The organism is Devosia sp. ZW T5_3 (genome assembly GCF_044987315.1).
Classification (GTDB): Bacteria; Pseudomonadota; Alphaproteobacteria; order Rhizobiales; family Devosiaceae; genus Devosia.
In genome coordinates this window covers 238,057-257,906 of the sequence record NZ_JBJDRE010000004.1, presented here as the reverse complement: position 1 = coordinate 257,906, position 19,850 = coordinate 238,057, and the positions used below count along the sequence as shown (strand labels likewise).

Below are 19,850 nucleotides of genomic sequence, written 5' to 3'. Positions count from 1 at the left end.
GTATGGGCGCGGTAGAACAGAGATAGCGGCGCCAAGACCAGAACCGGAATGGTGATATGATGAAGATCTTGATTGTCGGCAATATGGGTTACATCGGTCCGGTCGTCGCTCGGACATTACGCGCGAAATACCCCGACTATATTATCGATGGGTTCGACAATGCTTATTTCGCTCATAGCCTGACCTCGCGTTCTGGCCTGCCGGAGCGGCATCTGGACAGCCAATTCTTTGGCGATGTGCGCAGCATGAAGCCCCAGCAGCTTGAGGGCTATGATGCGGTGGTGGAGCTGGCGGCGGTTTCCAACGATCCGATGGGGGACCGCTATGCGGCGGTGACCGCCGAGATCAACCAGGGGGCGACGACGGCGGTGGCCGGCATGGCCAGCAAGGCGGGGGTGAAGAACTTCGTTTTTGCCTCGAGCTGCAGCGTTTATGGCGTGGCCGAGGGCGGGCCGCGCAAGGAGACCGACGCGCTCAACCCGGTGACGGCCTATGCCAAATCCAAGATCGGGACCGAGGAAGCGCTGAGCGCGCTCGATACCGATATGACGATCACCAGCCTGCGGTTTTCGACGGCTTGTGGCATGTCGGACCGGTTGCGGCTTGATCTGGTGCTGAACGATTTTGTCGCCTGTGCGCTGAGCCAGGGCAAGATCACTGTGTTGAGCGACGGGACGCCCTGGCGGCCGCTGATCGATGTGCAGGACATGGCGCGGGCCATGGATTGGGCGATCCATCGCAGCGCCGATAATGGCGGGCAATATCTGGTGTGCAATACCGGCTCGAATGACCGCAATTATCAGGTGCGGGACCTGGCCAATGCGGTGGCCAAGGCCGTGCCGGGCACCGAAGTCAGCATCAATACGGATGCGCCGGCGGATAGCCGCTCGTATCGGGTCAATTTCGACAAGTTTGCGGGGCTAGCGCCCAAGCATCAGCCGCAGGTGACGCTGGCGCAATCGATCGAGCAATTGGTCAGCGGCTTGCGCGGGATCGATTTTTCGGATGCGGATTTCCGCAGTTCGCAATTGATCCGGCTCAAGGTGCTGGAGCGGCATATCGCTAACAAACAGCTTACGGATGGGCTGCGCTGGACCAACTAGCTCCCGAGCCCGGCTTTGTGGCCGCGCAGATGGGCGCGGTCCAGTAGCTTGGTCCAGGCGGCGGGGAGTTGCAGCTTGGCCAATTGGGGGAAGATTTCCGCTGCGCCGGAGAGGGCCGCCAGGGTTGAGCGGCGGAAGATCACGCCCATCATGAATGCGTAGATGGCGATGCCTGCGGCGATGAGCAGCGGGATCTGCACCAGCATGTGCTGGTTTTGCAGAAGCGTTGACAGGGCCAGCAGGGCGCCGAGCATGATCCAGCTGGAGAGCAGGGATGGGAAGGCGGCCCGGAGCGCTTTTGTGGCGGTGATGCCTATGGTTTTGGCTGCCAGGATCGTGCTGAAGATGGTGCCCAGATAGCTGCGGATGGCCAGCGCGGCGGCCGACCAGACGAGGCCGTGGAGGGGGATGGTCACGAGCAGGACGAGCACGGTCGAGGCCGCGGAGACGACGTAGAGCGAAAAGATCAGCTTGGTGTTGCGGGCGGCGGAGAGGGCCGCGTGAAGCAAGGTCGACACCATCGCGGCGGGGGCGGCGGCGCATAGAATGCCCATGACCACGGCGGAATCGTCCCAATTGGGGCCAAAGATCAGGATCACGAAATGCCCGGCCAATGCTGCGGCGCCGAGGAAGACCGGGAAGATGAGGATGCCGAGCACCCGGAGTGTACCGAGATAGGCTTGTCCCAGAATGCCCTCGTGTTCCTTTTGCGCGAAGCTGCTGAGGGACACCGAACTGATCGGGTTGACGGCCAGCTGGAACAGGGCCTCGAAGCCACGGGCGCCGACGCGATAGAGCGCGACGGGGACCGGGCCGAGGAAGAGGCCGAGCATGAGATCGGGGAGGCGGGTTGTGAGGAGCTTCAGCAAGGCGGCGCCGGCCAGGCCCATGCCGTGGGCGGTGGCGCTTCTGGCGCCTGTGAACGAGACCTTGAGATGCGGGGACCATCCGGCGGCGGCCAGGGTGAGGGTGGTGGTGAGCAAGGAACTGGAGACGCGCTGCGCCACCAGCGCCCAGATGCCCCAGCCGGTGAGGGCCATGCCGATGCCAAGCACGCCCGAGAGGATATTGGCGATGAGGCCACGCCGGGCGAGAGCGCGATAGTTAAACTCCCGGCGCAGGCGGGATTCTGGCACGACGCGGGCGGCGTCGATGAGGAAGCAAGTGGCGAGAACGGCCAGGATTTGGGTGGTGCCGGGGGCGAAATTGATGTCGGCGAGGGGGCCGACGATGAACACGACAACGAGGGCGGATAACGCACCCACAAGCATGTTCAGCCAGAAGCACATATTGGCGTAATCGTCGCTCCACTCTTTCTGGCGCACGATGAGATCGGGCACGCCGGCAGAGACGAAAATCTTGCCCATGTCGACGAAGACCACGGCAAAAGCCAATACGCCAATTGCCGACGGCTCGACCAGTCGCACGATCACTGCAAAGACGGCGAAGCCGACCAGATTGTTGGCGGCATTGCCCAGCATGGACCAGGCGACGCTCGTTACGAAACGGCGATGCGAGCTCATGCGGTCCCGATCATTGCAAGGTTAGGTCGCCCGCTTTCAGGCGGGCGGCTGATAGCTGTGGCCACGATAGATATCGAGCGCATAGAGCGTGCCTTTCCCTGCGGCGTCTCCGCCGGCGCGGCCGGATACACGCAACGGGGCGGGGCTGGCATTGAGGGCTTCGACGGGACTGGGCGAGCGGCCGGCGGTGACGCCATCGACGATCAGCTCGATATAACCATCGGCGGATTTGCTGACGACCACGTCATAGACGCGCTCAAAGGCGAGTTGGGGGCCGGCTATGACGTTCTCGTCCTGCGAGCGGCCGTTGGTCGACCAGACAAAGCTCAGCTTGCGCTCCTGATCCAGGCGGAACAGGAAGGCGCGCTGGTTGGACGAGGATTGCCATTTGCTCAGGACATTGAGCTCGTCCGTGCCGTTGTCGGCATCAAGGCTGAAGCGCAAATGGATGTAGAAAGGGCCATCGAGGGCGAAATTGGCGGAGCTCGGGATTTCGAGATAGGTGTCCTTGCCGGAAAAGCGCAGGCCGCCATCCTGGAAATCGGCGGCGCCGGTGAGGACGGGCTGATTGAGGCCGACGGCATCGGTGACGGCGTCGGTTTGTGCGCCCGGTGCGAAGGCCAGGGCAAGAACTGCACCGGCGCCGACGGGGTTTTCCTTGGCCTCGACGGTCAGCTCTTTTTCGATGGCAATGCCGCGGCTATCGCGGGCCTGCAGGATCAACTGGCCTCCCCGGCTACCGTCTGGCACGTCGAGGCTGACGGTTTGGCCGTCGAGCTCAGGGAGCAGGCTGCCGTCTTTCTCGGCAACGCGCCAGGTGACGTCGCCATCGGCCTTGAGGGGAATGGTCAGATGGGCGCCGGCAATGGCGAGGATCGGGCTTTCGGTCAATACCTGATCGACACCGGTATCGGCAGCGGAGCCAACGACGATTTTGGAGCTTTCCGCGGTGGCGGAGAACAGCTTGGTGGATTTTGACAGGCGGGACGTGTCGGTATCGACCAGGTGGACGGCGACATTGGCGCCTTCCGCATAGATGGCGATGTCGTTGCTGCCGCCGGCGAGCACGCCATTGCTCCAGACCACGCTGGCGGCCCAGCGTTCATTGCCTTCGGCGCCGCGTAGCCACATGTGGTGAGTGTCGCCAACGCCGCCACGATTGCGTGGCGCTATGCTGGAGCAGCCCTGCAATTCTACGGGCCGGCGGCCGGTGCCGCCCCAGATGCGGTAATTGCGCTTATTGTCTTGCGAGACGCAATTGACCAGTTTGGTGCCTTCGGATTTTAGATCATAGCCACCATCGGAATTGCCATAGGAGCGGTGGTTCTGGATCAGGATGTTGGAATTGCCGCGCTCGCTGGCGATGCCGTCGCCATTCCAGTATTTATCGCCGTCATTGTGTTGTTCCATGCAATTGGCGGTGAAGCCGCCGACGACCCGCAGGCCATTGGCGCTGTCATGGCATTCGATGCCGACGGCGAAACTGTCGCCATATTGCTGGCCGCTATCGAGTTCGCAATTTTCGACCAGCCAGTTCGAGCACCGGCCATGGAAGCGAATGGCTTTTTTCGAAAAGCCGCGGCCGCTGAAATTGCGGATCGTCACATTGCTGATGGCCGAGCCGCCATTGGTGTAGATGCCGTCGCGGATATTGGTGAAGGCGACGTTTTCGATGGTGATGTTGCGGGCGCGGCGGTCGCTCATATCGAGCACGCGGCCCATATTGCGGATGTCGAGATTGGCCAGGCGCAGATTGGAGCCGTTCTGGCCGAGTTCGAACAGGGTATTGCCGCCGAATTGGGAGGCGTTGACCTTGCCGGAGGTCCAGCCGCGACGGGTGCCGACAATGCGGGCGGTGCGTGGGCCAAGATTTCTGCTGGAGCCGAAAATGGTGACTTCGCCGCCGCTATCCCCGAAAATCTCAATGGGTTTGTCGACCTTGTATTGTCCATCGGCGAGCAGGGCGATGAGCCCGCCAGCGCCGACCATTTTAATCAGCGCGGGCAGGTTGGTGATACTGGCCGCATCTTCCCATGAGGTGCCGTTGCCCTGGCCGTTCGGTGTGACATAGGCAACGTTGCTGGCGGCCAATACGCGGCCTGCGGCCTGGCTGGCGACAAGGCCGGTGGCGGCAGCCAAAAAATGCCGGCGCGTCAAATTCATAGCGATAGCTCCAAGTCTTCGTCCCAGGCACGCGGGCTGAGCTTATTTGAGGGTGATATAGATGCTGCCGGCGTTCATGCCCTTGCCGGGGCTGGGGCGCGTATTCTTGACGTCGTCGAAGCTGAAACTGGCGGCACTGCCACCACGCACGACAATGTCTCGGGCGGCCCTGCAGGTGAGCGCGGCCGCGTCACGGCCTAGCTGGGTGTCATCGGCGCGCGGGCAGATGACTTCGACGGTGCAATTGCCGCGCTGGGCCATGAGGCCGGCTGCAGCGAATTGTTTGGACATGCTGGGCAGGAAATCCTTGCTACCCAGCGTAATATTGCTGAACGCATAAGTGCCGGGACTAGCGCAGGTAGATGCTTGCGCCATGGCGGCGGGGGCGGCCAAAAGGCTGAGGCCAAGGGCGATTGTGGCGGCGTGAAGCGGCGAAATGCGTGTCATAGTCGAACCCTCCTTGTTGCAGACATGCTGGCATGGGAACGGGACCGCCCCAATGTCAGGTCGCGGGTTGCAGGACGTAATTACCCAAGGTCAGCAACGCGCCGCGCGTTAGGGGACCTGGGGCACAGGCACGTTCGGCATTCAGCGCGGAACAGACGGCGTTGAATGCCCGGATCGTGGTGGCGTCGAGTGTGCCAGAAAGCGGGCCGCTATATTGACCACGGCTCGAAAGGCCTTGTTGCAGGACATAGACATAAGCCCGCGCATTCTTCCGGCGCAGGATATCGAGCACCTGGATGGCGCTGGCTTTTGACAGGGTGGAGATCTGCTCGCTTACGCTGGCCAGAGTGTCGACATCTTCGTTTTTGAGAGCCTCGAGATGGATGCGCTCGACGGTGGTCGCTTCGGGGCCGATGCTGGCCGCGACCGAATTGAGGAAGTCGTTGGCGGCGGCCGGATCGGGCGGCAACAGCAAGCCATAACCGTCGCGGTAAAGGCCGATCAGGAAGCGGGCGGAGTCGTTATCGCCGCTCTTGGCGGCATTGTTGAGCATGCTGATAACGCCGCCGACGCCTTCGGCCGGGAAGGCGCCATCAAGCTGCAGGCGCGCCAGTGTGGCGGCCGCGCCGGGCACGCCGCCATCCATTGCTCCGTTTAGCAGGAGGCGCGCATCTTCGCGATGGGTGCGGGCCAGCGGGCCGGTGGCAATGGCAGAGGCGACCTCGAGGGCCGCACCGGTATTGCCGACAGCCAGCGCCAGATCGAGATAGGTTTTGACCTCGTCATAATTGGCGGGGAAGGGGTCGTTGGTGGCGTAGAGTACGGCCAAGTCCTTGGCCGCCTGGCCATCGCCCAGACGGGCCGCGTCTTCGAGCAGGGCTATAGCGCGTCGTGGGTCGGTGGTGCCGAATTGCCCTGTGAGGAAAGCCCGGCCCAGAGCGCGTTTGGCTGATGTGTTGCCCAGCTCGGCGGCACTGGCATAGAGGTCCATGGCCTGGCCGATATCGACGGGCGTACCGGGCAGGCCATTGATGTAAAGTTCGGCCAGCCGGATCATGCCGGTGGTGTTGCCCAAGGCCTGGGCGCTTTTGAAATATTCGATCGCGCGGGCGCCGTCGGTGGCGACGAACTCTCCCCGCGTGAAGATATCGCCCAAGGCTATATAGGAATTGGCGTCGCCTTTTTGGGCTAGATCAGTCAGCATGGCGATGGCTTGGGGGACGCTTTGCGTCACGGCCTCGCCGCGCAGATGCATGTCGGCAATGCGGCGGCCAGCGCCGAGATCGCCTTGCTTGGAGGCGCGCTCGAAAAATTCCATGGCGACTTGGGGATTGGGTTGCAGATTGGCCGCGCCGCCGCGCAGTACATCGCCCAAGGCGACGATCGAATTATTGCTGTTGGAGACGAGGCCAACGCCGAAATAGTGCAGAGCCTTGCTGGTGTCGATGGGTACGCCCTTGCCCTGGAGATAAACATTGGCCAATGCGTTGGCCGCTTCGACACTGCCTTCATTGGCAGCGGCCGTCAGCAGTTCGAGGCCGCGCTTGCGACCTTCGGGAGTGAAGTCGCTGTCGAAATAAAGCGTGCCCAGGGCAACTGCCGCCTGGAGGGAACCATCCTTGAAGGCAGCCTCGAGATAGGCCTTGGCCCGAACCAGATCGGGGGCGGCGCCATAGCCGCCGCGGCGATAGATATCGCCGAGCAGCAGATTGGCCTCGACAGCGCCGAGCTCGGCGGCCTTCTCGGCTAAGGGGATGCCCGTGACCTGAATAGCAGGATCAGTGGAGGAAAAGGCTACCCGAGCCAACGCCATATTGGCCATGGCCCCGGAGTCCGCGGCGCTGGCCTCAAGATCCTGCGTGGCAGATTGCAGCAAGGCATCGAACGAGGTCACAGCCGGTATTTCGCCCGCGGTTTGGGGCGCTGTTTCCTGCGCGATGCTCCATTCTGGACCAACAAACAGGCAAAGCACTGTAACGAAAGCGATTTTTGCTGCAGAACTCATGCAAGTATTCCTATTTCAGAGGCATAAATCTACGCAACTTGAACCGTTTATCTTCTTAAGAATTTATGGTGGCGTATGATTAGTCAACACACAAGTTGTGTTTCCTTGATGAAATTGTCTTTTGAGTATTAATGCCGAAAATGATGTGAACTTGATCGTTGATTTCTCGAATTTGGATGCTTGATTTTTTTGCTCAATGGTTCAAGCTGAAATTAATCGCACGGACCCGGTGAAAATCCGGGTGGCTATTTCGGCCGCCGATCCGCCGAACAATCCACCGACACCAGCCTGCTTGCTGCTCCGGCCACGATAATCAACAACATCATGAATCTGTACACGCTGCAGCCAAGCTGCCTGGCCCGGAGAAACCACGCGGCTCGGGGTGGCAATGTGTTTGGCATCAACGCTCGTCGTAGGCCAGGTTGGGGGCGCTGGGTGAGACGTTCTGACCGCGTTTTGCCGCGCCGACGCTTCCTCTGGCGAGGATTTCACGCGATACTTGGCTCAATTTGGTTACGGGTGAAATAGGTGGTCGCTACTTTTTCAGTTGTCGTGCCGCTTTACAACAAGGGCCCGCATATCGAGCGAGCGCTGTCTTCCGTATTGAGGCAAAGTCTTGCGCCGGTCGAGATCATCGTGGTCGATGATGGCTCGAGCGACGGCGGTTATGAATGGGTCAAGGCGCAGTCCAATGGCCTGATCCGGCACGAGCAGCGCGGTGCGCCGGGGCCCGGCGGGTATGCTGCGCGCAACCGAGCCATTGAAATGGCGCATGGCGACTGGATCGCGTTTCTTGATGCGGATGACGAATGGCGCGTCGATCACCTAGCGGCCTTGGCCGCCGCGCTGGGGAAGGCAAAGGAGCCAGACCGGGTGGTGACGCTCTTTTCCGGTTATGAGGACATCTATCCGGGCGACCGGCACGAGATCGATCCCTTTACCCGCCATTTTGCCGGCCGCGCCGTGGAGATGGATTTTCGCGCGCTGCTGCAGCATTGGGTAGCGCTGAACGCTTCCCCGATCTGGACCTCGGCCACGGCCTGCCGGCGGGTGGCGTTGCTGGAAGCCGGGCTGTTTCCCGAAGGGCGCTGCCGGCGTGGTGGGGACAAGGATACCTGGTTGCGCGTCGCCCATCTAGGGCAGGCAGTTTATACGGGTGCCATTACGGCTAATTACTATCGCGATGCGGTCAACATGACGACCAAGAAGGGCTATGCGAACACCGTGCCTTGCATCGTGCAGACCGTGGACCAGATCATGGCCGGCGAACCGCCGCGCATTGCTGGATTGCTGCGGCAATTGAAGAACCGGGAAATCTTCAACTACGCCATGGTCAGTGCCAGAACCGAGGGACTCAAACCTCATAGCTGGGCAGACTTCGATGGCGATACCGATCCGTTCCGGTTTTTCATGCTGCGGGCCTTGTCCAACCGCGTCGGTTCGGCGGTGGCGCGCGGCGTGCATAAGTCACGGGCGTTGCTGCGCGGACGTTAGGGCCGTTCCATCAGTTTGCACTTCTGGCGGTTCTGGATGTTAGCGCACCGGCGTACGTTTGCGCGCATTGGTGGGTGCAACCGGGCGCGTGCCGTCGGGCAGACCACGCGGGCGACGCAGAGAGCGGGCACGGGCGAGGCGGAAAGGCCGGACATTGTTGCGCGGCATGACGTGCTTGGACTGCACGCGTTCGGCCAGATAATAGTAAAGCGTGTAGCCGCAGATGACGGCGTAGAACAGCACGCCTTCAATGGAAAATGTGGGCATGGTGCCCAGGCACAATACGCCATAACAGAGATGTGCACCCACCAGGTACCAGCGTTTGTCTGGGCGTGCCGAAAAGGCCAGCCACAGGAAATGGCCGAGCATATAGAGAAAAAGCGCGGTGCCGACAAAGCCGATCTCGTAGATGTACGAGATATAGACGTTGTGGGCATAGATCGAGAAGACCTGCTGCCAGGAATCCGGGCCGAAGCCGAAAATCAGGTGCGATACGTCCGAGCGGAGCGTGGTGTAGATATAATCGCTCCAGATCAGGATGCGGCCCGATAGCAGGCCGCGATCCTCGGTGCCGAACTCGGACGGTGGTTTGATGAGGCCCCCGCCAGAGGTGAGCAGGGTACCCAGATCTGCCATGCGCTGGGACAGCAGGACGGCCATCAGCGCGCCAAAGATGACCGCGAGCATAAACGCGCCGGCCCGCACATAATTGGCGAGACCCGCCCGGGCCGTGTTGGCGCTGCCAAAGACAATGTGCATGAGCAGGATCGGCGCCGCCGCGATCACCGAAGTGCGGTAATTGGCAAGGAACAGAGCCGCGAAGATGACCGCCATGTAGACCGTGCGGCGCTTCCAGGTAAGCCCGCCCGACAAGGCGATGATGGTGAGGGCTGTCAGTAGCAGGATCGAGAATACGCCCTCATGGACATAGCCGCCCATATAGCTGATCGAGCCGTCGCTTTCGGAGGCCTTGCCGAGGCGGAACACCACAGACATCAGCTGATAGCAGAGGGGAACCACGAAGGCGGCCAGCATGAGGCGGCTGACACTGCCATCATTGGGTTCGGCATCTATGGCGGTGGCGACCAGGATCATCAGGCCCAGAAATAGGAACTGCCGGATCAGTGCGTTGAGAGTACCGGTGAAATCCATGTTCAGCAGGCCGCTGACCAAAAGGGCGACGATCACCCCATAGACCGGCAGGATGGCCCGATAGCGGATGAGGTCGCGGCGGGAATAGAACAGGCATGCCGCCGTGATGCCTAGGGTGATGAAGGAATTCAGGCTCTGTCCGCCAAAGAGCGGACGGGTGGTATAGTCATGGTAGAAGGTGACCAGGTAGCGGGCCGAGAGCACCATAAACAGCAGCGCGGCCGGGCCACGCAGGCGTGGCAGCAGGATCCAGACCAGTACCAGCCAGATGCCCGTTCCTACCACCAAAAGGGGCAGGGGCATCCCCGGGGAGTCCTCCAACATGGCTTTTGCCCTTTCGCTGGTTACGTTGCGTGGGCAGCGAGGTAATAGCGGCCTGCCGATGGCGACTTTCTGCATTTGCGGTGCTCGCATAGCCAAAAGTATGCTGCGCTCCGGCTCTCAAAAATCACCATTTCGACACCCTTGCCCAACTGTTAGCCCTGGACGTAATAGCTGCCGAAGCGCCGGCGGGTTTCCGTCTGGGATTGGGGTTCGGCATTGAGCAGGGCGACGACTTCGGCATTGTCCTGCTTAGCTTCCACCAGTTCGCGCAGGGTGGCGCGCACCTCCTTCTGGGACGTGGTGCCAAAGCGAACGACATTGACGATGACGTCGACATGTTGGGCGAGATAGAGCGCATCCACCAACGCCCCGACCGGGGGGGTATCGACGATGACCACGTCGAACAGGCGCGAGGCATTGTTGAGCAGCTTGGCGAAACGTTCGCCGGACACGACCTGGCCTGCCGCGGCGCCGCGGATATTGCTGCCGATGATGAACTTGGCCTTGCTCAGCCCGTCGGTGAGCATGAGCGGGGCAATGTCGTCGCCCGGTGTACCAGCCGATGCCAGATAATCGGCGAGCGCATCGGAAGGTTCAAGGCCAAGTTCCTTGTGAACGGCGGGACGGCGCAGATCGGCATCGATCAGGATCGTCGATTGGCCTGAAATCGCGTAGGACCGCGCCAGCGACACCGCCACAGTGGTCTTGCCCTCGCCCGCGTTAGCCGAAGTGATCATGATGATCGAGGCTGCATCGGACAGATCATCGCCGCGCACCCGGCGCAGTGCCTGATCGGTGCTGATCATGAGGCGGCGCACCGCTTCGGCAAACCGGGAATAGGGCTGGGTAGCAATCAACTCGGTGAGGCTCTTGACCGCCTTGCCCTCCTGGTTGCGACCCAGCCGTTTCTGGCTGGGAAGGCTGGTAACCAGGGTCGGGCCGACAATGCCCTCAAGCTGGTCGGTGCTGATGATGCCGCCAATGAATTGCTCGCGCAGGAAAGCGGCCGTGAGGCCCAGCAGCAGGCCGAGAATACCGGCGACCATGAACAGGAAGCGCGTATTGGGGAAGGCGGGGCTGGATGGCGGCGTTGCCTCGGAGACGATGCGGCTGTCGGCAAGCTGAAGATAGGCCTGGGCCTCGATATCACGCAGGCGCACGAGCATCTGCTGATATTGCGTGCGCGCAATCTCGGCGTTCTGTTGCAGCTCATACATGGTCGCCAGGACTTCGGGCGGCAGGTTGCTGGTGAGGATATTGGAGCGGAGCTGCAATTGCAGGTCGGTTTCGACGGCGCGGTTGGCGGCGATCTCCTGGCGCAATTGTTCGAGCTGAGCATTGGCCTGGGTGCGGAAATTGTCGAGCACGCCGACCAATTCCGCGCGCAGGGCATCGGCCTGTTCGGAGCCGTCGACGACGCTCGTCAGTTGCTCATTGATTTCACGCTCGCGCTGCTGCAAATCCCGCAGCGTCTGGGTATTAAGGGTATCGGCGACCTGGGCCCAGTTGTTCTGAGACAGGCCGGTTTCAGCCAGGGTCAGTGTGCTGGATGCAGTTTCGCGATCGCTAACGACCTTTTCCAGCTCGATCCGCATCTGGTCGATATCGGTGCGACCGGACTGCTCGGCGATGGTGCGGGCGCTGGAAATGATGAAGTCATTAAACGAGCGCTCGGCGCCGACCAGGCCAGTTCGCGTCTCATTGACACGCTGCTCCATGACGTTGCGGCCCGAGAGCACGCCGTTGATTTTGGACTGCAGTTGGGACTGGATATATTTCTCGGCCATCGTATTGGCGATCTGCGCCGACTTTTCCGGAGAATTGGCGTTGGCAGAGATAGTAATCAGATAAGTCAGCCCCTGGCGCTCGACAGTAATGGATTCCTGCAACTTGCCGATAGCGACCTGGCGCAGCTCCTCGGGCGTGTAGGTCTCGGGCGGGGCAATACGCAGCAAAGTGGCAGCACGTTCACGAAGACCCGGCTGTGGCTGGAAAGAGGGGTCCTCCGTCAGCCGCAATGCGTCGAGGACGAGTTCCACGGTTTTTTCGGATTGGGCGATGGAAACTTCGCTCTCAACCCGGGCATTGTCCGAGGCCGAACTCGAGTTGGAATTGGTGGGGTTCAGTAGATTCTTCTCGGATGGGTCGACAAGAATCAATGTCGTGGCGCGATACATCGGCGTGAGCGAGATGATCAGGAGCGCAGAGATTCCCAATACCAGTATCAGGATTGCAAGGATTAGACCCAATTGCCGACGAATGGTGCCCAATATATTGCGAAGGCCGAATTCTTGCTCGTGCATGTACCACCAGAAATATTCAATGTACTGAACGCGTTATTGAGCCACACAATAGAGCATGACAATTCACTCTACACTTGAACCAAGACAATTGGCTATGTCGGATTTTTCATTTTTAGCGAGTATCCGACGTGCTGGTTAAATCGAGCGGCGATGAACGGCGGGTCGTCGATTCTTGGTCAATTGAATTTTTCTTCATTTGTAATTTCAGCGATGAAATAATTTGAAGTACTTAAGTAAAATCATGCAATTTGGAGGATAGAGTGTTGAGTCATCCTGAGTCTTTCGCGTTTCCACAATTGTTTCTTTAAGGTTCTCGTTTGTTCTTTGCAATTTTTGCGTAGTTGTCCCCATGGCACTATTTTGGGATACCGTGAGTCTCACGAAGGCCATGGTTTGTTCTTTGTATGTTCGCGATGATCTCAGGTGCTGACGGACTGTGGCAAGCATTGCGCGCTCGCCGCAGCCAGAATGGCCACCAACCAGAAAGCCACTGCTTGAATCTCCATGCTGAAATCGACCAAGGCATGCGTGGCGACGGCGATGAGGCAGCCAAGACCGGTTGCAGCGGGTAGCCAGAGGCGCCGGTTTCGGCGCAAGGCGGCAGAGAACTTCCACCCGATGACGGCCAAAAGCAGCGGAATGAGGCTCCCGGCGATCACACCCAGCTCAGACCATAGTGTCAGATAACTGTTGTGTGCTTTGTCCCATAGCCGGTCCGTCCCGACGGGCGGCGCGTGAACGGTGGGGAAGACGATTTCAAAGCTGCCGCCACCGAAGCCGGTCCAAGGGCGCTGGGCGATCAGCTCCAAAACCTGGTGGTAGAGGGCGGCCCGGATGGACCAGGACTCCTCTACATCCAGCATTCGATTCAGCAATTGCTCGCCATAGAGCCAGCCGATGGCGAGGCAACTCGCCAGTACTACGCCGGCAGCAACGAAGAAGGTACGCTTGCGCTGGGATGTCGCCAAGAGGGCGAAAAAGACCGTGGTGAGTGTGCCCAAGGCCGCGGCCAGCGCGCCCATGCGGGACTGGCTGGCGACCAGCGCCGCCATGACGATCATCAAGGCTGATCCTATAAGCGCCAGGCGCAGCCAATAATAATCGTAGCGGTAATCCTCGTTGCGCTTTTCCAGCAGGGCGCGGATCAGCAGGGCGGCGCCCAGGCAGCAATTGAGGGCCATGAAGGTCGCAAAGGAGTTTCGATTGACGAAAGTGCCGGTGGCCGAGCCCAGATAAGCCCATTTCTCGTAGCCGAGCAGCGTATCGCCCATACGCAGCATAGCGAGAGCGCCGGCGGCATGCAGTGTGCCGATCGTCAGCATGCCGGTAAGGAAGAGGTTGAACCGTTCGCGGTTTCGCGTTGCCTGGAGCACGAGAAAGAACAGCATGCCATAGGTCACCAGTCGCAGCAGCATCCATAGTGTGGCGCCCGGCGCCATGGAGATGGGGTCGAGCCCGGCAACCGGAAAACGGATGAGCTGCACGATAAGATAGAAGATGAGCAAGACATAAAGGATGGGTAGGGGGGCGAGCTGATCCAAACTGACCCGGGGTGCGGTGCCTCTGCGACCCAGCCAGCCGAAGTACACGCCGCCCGCCGCACCAACCAGAACGGTATTCATGGCCCAAAATATGGCCCGGTTGCTGCCCATAGGCACGGGCACCCAGGCCAGAAACAACATCAGGCCCCAGCACAATACGTAGCCTGAAAGCGAACCGCGCTGGGCGGGCTGATCTTGCTCATCAGCGTTGTCGTCTAACCAGGTATCAGCGGCCATTGCTGCGCGACCGTTCCACGGCCAGCCGGGCCGTGATGCTCTGGAACCGGGTGCGGTCGTCCGCCGCAAGACTGGGCAGTAGCCCATCGATGCGCGCCCGCAGATCGGCCAGGGCATGATAGCGGGGTGCGAGAAATTGCCGGCCGCCATCAACTACCAGCAGCAAGAGCAAGTCGCGGTCATTGCTCGGCAGCAGATCCGGATCGAGCCGATCCAGGTTGGCTTGCGCCAGATCGATGCGGCGCTCGGCCAGCCATTGCTCGTTGCGTCCGGTATTATAGGACTGGCGCAGGCGCCAGTTCATACCGGGCCAATCTTCCATGGCGGCAGCAGCAAGCGCGCCCGTGTGCCAGGCCGCCGAAAATGTGGGCGCCGAATTGGTAATCTGATCAGCGCCGTCGCGGCATTTCTGCGCAGACTGTTGCCGCGCCTGCGTGGGTTGTGCCCGGCCAGACAGCGACGTGAGGGCAACCTGGCAATTGAACAGATAGCTCAGTTGCGACTGAATGGAGGGCGCCGGACGGATAGTGTCGGTCTGCACGGCGGCGATAATGGTGCGTTCGCTCCAGCCGTCAGCGAAAAACGGCGGTGCCTCCTGGGTGGCGCCCCAAAGCCCGACAATGATCAAGGCGACGCCTGTCGCGGCAAATATCCAGGGATTGGTGGCGTTAGCCTGATCCAGATGTTGAGTGCGGGGCATGGCCGGATCCCTAGTCCTTACTCACCGAGCCGCCGCCGGCAAACCTTATCAAATTATTAATTGGTTGATGGTGAGAGTTATGCGGAATTCTTGCTGAGTCAATACAAATGCAAAATGTAGAAATTCGCAGAAATAGTATGCTCGCAGCGTGTCTTGCGACGTTTGTTCTTGGTTTTGTTGTTTCATCGCCAGTGCAGGCGGCAGGGTCGCGACCGCCATTGGGCCTGCAATTGTTTTGCTTGCAACATAGCGAGCAATGCCAGGCAACAGGGCAGAGCACGGTGGCCGCCTCGCAAGGGCTGGTGCAGCTGGTGCAGACCGTCAACCGGCGGGTAAACCGGGCCATCACGCCGCGCGCGGATGGAAGTCTCGATCGCTGGGGGGCTACGGGCAACTCAGGCGACTGCGAGGATTATGTCCTGGCCAAGCGGGCCGCGCTTGTCGAGCAAGGCGTGCCGAGCGGGGCGCTGCGCATCGGCTATACCAGGACCCGGCAAGGGGAAGGGCATGTGGTACTGATCGTGCAGACTGGCGCAGGCGAATTCGTGCTCGACAATCTCAGCACCAGCGTAAAGCTGCTGGCGGACACCGGTTACCGCATCGAAAGCAGTTCGCGCGGAGGGCTGCTTAATTGGTGGACCTTTGACTAATCTGAGTGAATTTTGCTTTGCACAAGCACTTTAACACTGCCGTTTACCAATAGTATTTACTTAACAAAGTATTATTCGTTTGACTAACTACCCGCGGAGGAATTTAATATTCTTGCGGCTAGTAGTAGGATAAATGTGATGAGAGTATTGGCGTTGGCTGCAGGCGTCGCGCTGTTGAGCGCGGGCGGAATGCAGGGGAGTATGGCGCAAGAGTTTTCCACTCGGGATGCGGTCGTCAGCGTCTGCAAGGACGTGGTGCGCATGGAGCGCGACGAGCAGGTCAGCCAAAACGGTGCCTGCATTGGCGCAACGGCGCAGTATCTTTCGGTCTTGCAGCGTGCTCCGGGTATCGACTTTGACCAATCGGTCGCTGACCTAGTCGTCGATTTGACGAATCTGCTGTTCACCCCGTTCTGCAGGGTTGAGAGCGAAGTTGCGGTGGCTATACGGCTGGCCGGCCAATCGGCGCGCACCGATGCACAGCAAGCCCAGATCCGGTTGATCTACCAGACCGTCAATGCGTGTGACTTCGTGGTTACGGCAGCAATTGCCACGCCCAACAATGACAGCTTGTTCTCCGGAGGAGATTCAGACGGTCCGCGGGCCAGCGAGAACTGAGGACGATCGGCACCCGCTACTTCAGCAGTGAAGGGCGGGGCGACGCCTTCAGCGCGGTGCGGATTTCGGTCATGGAGCTCTGGCGGCGGGCCTTGGCGATATTGGCCGCGCGCTCGAAATTGTAGACGCCCTTGTATGATCCGAAGGATTTGTACTGGGGGACGTTGGTATAGTGACCGCCCACCAGCCGCTCGAGAAACTCCCCCGCCAGTTCGCTGCACAACAGATCGTTCTCGTAATCGGGCGAGCGTAGCAGGTCGCGTTCCCATTCCTGCATCTCATCGATGGTGCGGCCGAGTTGGCTGGCGATCTCGTGTTGGGCGGCAAAGCGCCGATAGCCCTGGCCCATAAGCAGCCTAACCTGCCGGACTGCCTCCAGGCGCCAGCCAACAGCGTTGCGATGGACGGGATGCGTCGAGCGCGGCTGGTTGGACAGGAAATCGTGCGGCGACTGCTGATTTTCGCCGCGTCGCGTTATTGGCTTCGCCAACATGTGCCTCCAGATGATTTGGATTATTGATCATCGCCGTCATCATAGGTTTTAAATAACTGGTTTGTCCATTTGTTCGTTGAATATTGATGTATTTCAAATGTTAGTACAAAAACGCCGAGGCAGAGCCATAATAAGTTAATTCCGATTTATTGTAGGTGAGATATACAGTTTTGGAGCGGCTGATATGTCGATAGTGTGGTTAGTTATTGCCTTTTAGCGAATTGCTATCTGAGGGTTCCTTGCGTATTAGTTTGGGGTTCGGCTTGTGCAGCGGCGCCAGCAGGTCGAATTTCGAGAGACTTGCTTTTACACTGCTTGACTAAGGGAGACGGTAATGGCGCCTTTTTTGACCCCACTCCGGTGGGTGCAGGCGAGGCATGGCGGGGACGCCACGCAGCGCGGCGCGGCGGTGGGAAGCTGGAAACGCTTCGAACTAGGCGTGGTGGATGTGATGTTCATCGGGCTTCGTTCGGTCAATGGCGCGCAAGGCGGGGTCGAGCGGCATGTCGGCGCGCTCGTGGAGGAATTTGAATCTCTGGGTCTGCGCACCTGCACGGTCGTGCGACACCGCTACGCGCCGGAAGGCTCGGTGCAACTCGGCAGGAACAGTTTTACGCGGGCCATGTGGGCGCCGCGAAATGTGTCGCTTGAGGCGCCAGTCCATAGCGTGCTCGCGACGTTGTGGGCGGGGTTAGTGCGCCCCAAAGTGCTGCATGTGCATGCCATTGGCCCCAGCATGGTGGTGCCGCTGGCCCGTGCCATGGGCCTGCGGGTCGTCTGCACGCACCATGGCAGCGACTATGACCGGGAAAAATGGGGCGGCATGGCCAAGGCGGTGCTGCGGTTTGGCGAGTGGTGCCAGGGACATATGGCGAATGGCCGCATCTGCGTGTCGCGCGGATTGGCGCGGTCGCTGAGTGATCGGTTTGGCCGCCAATTCAATTACATACCTAATGCTGTCAACCTACCTCAGGCGACGCGCAGCCGAGAAGCGCTGGACAAGTTCGGGCTGGAGGCGGGCCGGTATATCGTTCACGTGGGGCGGCTGGTGCCGGAAAAGCGGCAGGACGACCTGATCCACGCTTTTGCCCGGCTGCAGCGGCCGGACCTAAAGCTGGTACTGGTGGGCGGCGTGGACCATGCCAGTGCCTATTCCAAAGAACTCAAGGCGCTGGCCGCCGCGACGCCAGGTGTTGTCATGACCGGCTTCCAGAAGGGCGAGGCGCTGGTGCAATTGTTGGGTAATGCGGCAGTGTTCGCGCTGCCATCCAGTCACGAGGGCATGCCGATCGCTGCGCTTGAGGCTATGAGCCTGGGCCGCCCGGTGGTGCTCAGCGACATCGCTGCGAATATGGACCTCGATCTTCCCGCGAACTGCTATCACAAGGTGGGATCGGTGGAGGATCTTGCGGACAAGATTGCGCAGTCATTAGATGGCCACGGCCACCAGGATGTTCCGGCACATGACTGGTCTGAAGTCATGTCGAGCTATAGCTGGCCCATCGTGGCGCAGCAGACGCTGGATGTTTATTGCGAAGCGGCGCCAGCGTTGCAGGCGCGGATGGCCGTTCTCAGCCCCTGATCGCCTGCCAGTATTGCTTGATAGTGGCATCGAGCGCGTAGCGTCGGGCGCCTTCCAGCGCGAGGGTACGGCGGTCCCGTTGCTGGTCGGGTTGCAGGGCGAGCTTCATCGCTTCGGCCAGACTTGCCGCATCATTGGTTGGAACCAGCAGGCCATATTTGCACTCGGTGGCGCTCTCGACCGGGAAATAGGGGCGGTCGTCCAGGATTTCCGAGGGGCCGGAATGGCAATTGGTGGAAATGACTGGAGTGCCCAGGCACATGGCCTCGACCAAACCATTGGGGAAGCCCTCGCCATTTGAGGGTAGGACGTAGCAATCGGCTGATTTGATGACGCTAAAGGGATTTTCGCGGAAGCCGGCGAAGATCACCTGCTTGGCCAGGCCGAGTTCGTTCGCTTGCCTCTGCAAATCCGCGAGCAGGGGGCCTTCTCCCATGATGAGCAGGGTGCCGCTGGCACCAAACAATCCGAAGGCCTCGATCAGCATGGCGAAATTCTTATTGGGCACTAGGCGCCCCATCCCTACGATGAGCGGTCTGGCATAGGGCAGGTCGGCCGGAACATCACCGTTCCTGCGGATCATGTCACCGTCGATCGGGTTTGGAATGGCCGAAATATTGGCCATGGGTACGGCGTAATTTTCCGAAAGGTCCTTGGCGATACCGGAGGACACCGCGATTACTCGTTTGGCGTGGCGATAGCCGACATAGGTGAGGAAGCGGGCCATGTAGCCGGCTGCGTTGTGGGGGTGATGGCTGGTAGTATTGACGCGCTCGCTGATGACGCAGCGGATACCCTTGAGGCGGCAGATCAGGATGGACAGCAGGTTGGAGCGCGTGAGGAAGCTCACGCAGATATCAGGCGCCAGTTCATTGATCTTGCGCCAGAGGGGTACCAATCCGCCGATCAGCGAGCCTTTGGTGTCGAGCTGGTGGACGATGATGGAGGGGGGCACCGGATAGGCGGCGGGCTCCACATCAAGCAGGATCAAGTGCAACTCGGCGCCTTGGGCTTCTGCGGTGGAATTGCCGAGCAGGCGCGTCATAATGCGCTCCGCACCGCCCCCGGTCAGCGAGTTGATGACAAAGACAACCTTCTTCATCGCGCTCTCAAACAATAATACGTCATGCGTCCGGTGGTCTTTTGTGGACTGAAATATGAACGGCGCGGCAATCGGCGTATACAACGCCTATGTTAGTGTTTCTGTTGCTTAAAATAGTATTGCACTATCTCTGCACGGTAAATAGGCGTCGGAAAAGTGTATTACTGGCCTTTTTATGGTCACTAATTGGCATTTTTGTAATCTCAGCTTGCTGAGAAAGAGAGTAGTTCGATGCATGACCTCGATGTGCATAGCGAGGGGCTGACCCTGAGCGCGCGAAGGATATCGCGACACAAAGCCGAGACGCAACGGAGTGTGACGCCCTATCGCCGCCGCGGTTCCATGATCCTCATTCTGGCATTGGCGGCGTGGAGCGTGGTCTTGGCGTTGTACTATCTTGCGCGGCTGTATTT

General features: G+C 60.0%; 15 protein-coding genes and 1 other annotated feature. Of the genes, 5 read left to right on the top strand and 10 right to left on the bottom strand.

Features of this window, described 5'->3' with window-relative positions:
* Positions 1–59: 59 nt before the first annotated feature.
* Positions 60–1,103, top strand: coding sequence for an NAD-dependent epimerase/dehydratase family protein (locus tag ACI3KW_RS07130; protein ID WP_404847545.1), 1,044 nt, complete (start codon positions 60–62; stop codon positions 1,101–1,103).
* Here ACI3KW_RS07130 and ACI3KW_RS07125 read toward each other — a convergent pair.
* The 4 genes from ACI3KW_RS07125 to ACI3KW_RS07110 are packed head-to-tail and all read right to left on the bottom strand — an operon-like array spanning position 1,100 to position 7,241.
* Positions 1,100–2,626: an oligosaccharide flippase family protein gene (locus tag ACI3KW_RS07125; protein WP_404847491.1), complete on the bottom strand. Its 1,527-nt coding sequence runs from the start codon at positions 2,624–2,626 to the stop codon at positions 1,100–1,102. The two genes, ACI3KW_RS07130 and ACI3KW_RS07125, sit on opposite strands and share 4 nt — an antisense overlap.
* 36 nt (positions 2,627–2,662) lie before the next feature.
* A complete protein-coding gene (locus ACI3KW_RS07120) occupies positions 2,663–4,789 on the bottom strand; it encodes a right-handed parallel beta-helix repeat-containing protein (RefSeq protein WP_404847490.1) in 2,127 nt (708 codons plus the stop codon).
* A 42-nt stretch (positions 4,790–4,831) separates the two neighbouring features.
* A complete protein-coding gene (locus ACI3KW_RS07115) occupies positions 4,832–5,236 on the bottom strand; it encodes a hypothetical protein (RefSeq protein WP_404847489.1) in 405 nt (134 codons plus the stop codon).
* A gap of 55 nt (positions 5,237–5,291) precedes the next feature.
* Entirely contained in the window at positions 5,292–7,241 is a 1,950-nt protein-coding gene (locus ACI3KW_RS07110) for a tetratricopeptide repeat protein (RefSeq protein WP_404847488.1), read from the bottom strand.
* A 219-nt stretch (positions 7,242–7,460) separates the two neighbouring features.
* Positions 7,461–7,516, top strand: a sequence feature (sul1 is cis-regulatory element that is thought to sense ions involved in sulfur or methionine metabolism; They are found in Alphaproteobacteria).
* A gap of 253 nt (positions 7,517–7,769) precedes the next feature.
* Here ACI3KW_RS07110 and ACI3KW_RS07105 point away from each other — a divergent pair.
* Complete coding sequence (locus ACI3KW_RS07105; RefSeq protein WP_404847487.1) at positions 7,770–8,735, top strand: glycosyltransferase family A protein; 966 nt, start codon at positions 7,770–7,772, stop codon at positions 8,733–8,735.
* A gap of 39 nt (positions 8,736–8,774) precedes the next feature.
* Here the strand turns inward: ACI3KW_RS07105 and ACI3KW_RS07100 are convergent, their stop codons facing one another.
* From ACI3KW_RS07100 to ACI3KW_RS07085, 4 genes are all read right to left on the bottom strand, one after another.
* Positions 8,775–10,190: an O-antigen ligase family protein gene (locus ACI3KW_RS07100; protein WP_404847486.1), complete on the bottom strand. Its 1,416-nt coding sequence runs from the start codon at positions 10,188–10,190 to the stop codon at positions 8,775–8,777.
* A 173-nt stretch (positions 10,191–10,363) separates the two neighbouring features.
* Entirely contained in the window at positions 10,364–12,514 is a 2,151-nt protein-coding gene (locus ACI3KW_RS07095) for a GumC family protein (RefSeq protein ID WP_404847485.1), read from the bottom strand.
* A 419-nt stretch (positions 12,515–12,933) separates the two neighbouring features.
* Positions 12,934–14,292, bottom strand: coding sequence for an O-antigen ligase family protein (locus tag ACI3KW_RS07090; protein WP_404847484.1), 1,359 nt, complete (start codon positions 14,290–14,292; stop codon positions 12,934–12,936).
* Positions 14,282–14,992: a hypothetical protein gene (locus ACI3KW_RS07085; RefSeq protein WP_262167242.1), complete on the bottom strand. Its 711-nt coding sequence runs from the start codon at positions 14,990–14,992 to the stop codon at positions 14,282–14,284. The genes ACI3KW_RS07090 and ACI3KW_RS07085 overlap by 11 nt, the downstream gene beginning before the upstream one ends.
* Positions 14,993–15,099: 107 nt before the next feature.
* Between ACI3KW_RS07085 and ACI3KW_RS07080 the strand changes: the two genes are divergently transcribed.
* Together ACI3KW_RS07080 and ACI3KW_RS07075 are read left to right on the top strand one after the other, a co-directional pair.
* The gene (locus tag ACI3KW_RS07080; protein ID WP_404847483.1) at positions 15,100–15,642 is read left to right on the top strand and encodes a transglutaminase-like cysteine peptidase; all 543 of its coding nucleotides are present in this window, start codon (positions 15,100–15,102) and stop codon (positions 15,640–15,642) included.
* A 138-nt stretch (positions 15,643–15,780) separates the two neighbouring features.
* Positions 15,781–16,260 (top strand): hypothetical protein, encoded by a 480-nt coding sequence (locus tag ACI3KW_RS07075; protein ID WP_262167246.1) that lies wholly within the window; start codon positions 15,781–15,783, stop codon positions 16,258–16,260.
* Between the two features lie 16 nt (positions 16,261–16,276).
* Here ACI3KW_RS07075 and ACI3KW_RS07070 read toward each other — a convergent pair whose 3' ends face one another.
* Complete coding sequence (locus ACI3KW_RS07070) at positions 16,277–16,753, bottom strand: hypothetical protein (RefSeq protein ID WP_262167248.1); 477 nt, start codon at positions 16,751–16,753, stop codon at positions 16,277–16,279.
* Between the two features lie 334 nt (positions 16,754–17,087).
* On the opposite strand from ACI3KW_RS07070, the gene ACI3KW_RS07065 reads away from it, so the two are divergent.
* Complete coding sequence (locus ACI3KW_RS07065; RefSeq protein WP_404847482.1) at positions 17,088–18,335, top strand: glycosyltransferase family 4 protein; 1,248 nt, start codon at positions 17,088–17,090, stop codon at positions 18,333–18,335.
* Here ACI3KW_RS07065 and ACI3KW_RS07060 read toward each other — a convergent pair.
* Positions 18,325–19,437, bottom strand: a complete 1,113-nt coding sequence (locus tag ACI3KW_RS07060) for a glycosyltransferase (protein WP_404847481.1) — start codon at positions 19,435–19,437, stop codon at positions 18,325–18,327. The two genes, ACI3KW_RS07065 and ACI3KW_RS07060, sit on opposite strands and share 11 nt — an antisense overlap.
* Positions 19,438–19,850: the final 413 nt, after the last annotated feature.

Excerpts from the sequence above, each read along its gene's own strand:
- ACI3KW_RS07110 (WP_404847488.1), bottom strand. The coding sequence starts at position 7,241 with ATGAGTTCTGCAGCAAAAATCGCTTTCGTTACAGTGCTTTGCCTGTTT.
- ACI3KW_RS07125 (WP_404847491.1), bottom strand. The coding sequence starts at position 2,626 with ATGAGCTCGCATCGCCGTTTCGTAACGAGCGTCGCCTGGTCCATGCTG.
- ACI3KW_RS07115 (WP_404847489.1), bottom strand. The coding sequence starts at position 5,236 with ATGACACGCATTTCGCCGCTTCACGCCGCCACAATCGCCCTTGGCCTC.
- ACI3KW_RS07095 (WP_404847485.1), bottom strand. The coding sequence starts at position 12,514 with ATGCACGAGCAAGAATTCGGCCTTCGCAATATATTGGGCACCATTCGT.
- ACI3KW_RS07065 (WP_404847482.1), top strand. The coding sequence starts at position 17,088 with ATGGCGCCTTTTTTGACCCCACTCCGGTGGGTGCAGGCGAGGCATGGC.
- ACI3KW_RS07080 (WP_404847483.1), top strand. The coding sequence starts at position 15,100 with ATGCAAAATGTAGAAATTCGCAGAAATAGTATGCTCGCAGCGTGTCTT.
- ACI3KW_RS07085 (WP_262167242.1), bottom strand. The coding sequence starts at position 14,992 with ATGCCCCGCACTCAACATCTGGATCAGGCTAACGCCACCAATCCCTGG.
- ACI3KW_RS07090 (WP_404847484.1), bottom strand. The coding sequence starts at position 14,292 with ATGGCCGCTGATACCTGGTTAGACGACAACGCTGATGAGCAAGATCAG.
- ACI3KW_RS07060 (WP_404847481.1), bottom strand. The coding sequence starts at position 19,437 with ATGAAGAAGGTTGTCTTTGTCATCAACTCGCTGACCGGGGGCGGTGCG.
- ACI3KW_RS07100 (WP_404847486.1), bottom strand. The coding sequence starts at position 10,190 with ATGCCCCTGCCCCTTTTGGTGGTAGGAACGGGCATCTGGCTGGTACTG.
- ACI3KW_RS07130 (WP_404847545.1), top strand. The coding sequence starts at position 60 with ATGAAGATCTTGATTGTCGGCAATATGGGTTACATCGGTCCGGTCGTC.
- ACI3KW_RS07075 (WP_262167246.1), top strand. The coding sequence starts at position 15,781 with ATGAGAGTATTGGCGTTGGCTGCAGGCGTCGCGCTGTTGAGCGCGGGC.
- ACI3KW_RS07070 (WP_262167248.1), bottom strand. The coding sequence starts at position 16,753 with ATGTTGGCGAAGCCAATAACGCGACGCGGCGAAAATCAGCAGTCGCCG.
- ACI3KW_RS07120 (WP_404847490.1), bottom strand. The coding sequence starts at position 4,789 with ATGAATTTGACGCGCCGGCATTTTTTGGCTGCCGCCACCGGCCTTGTC.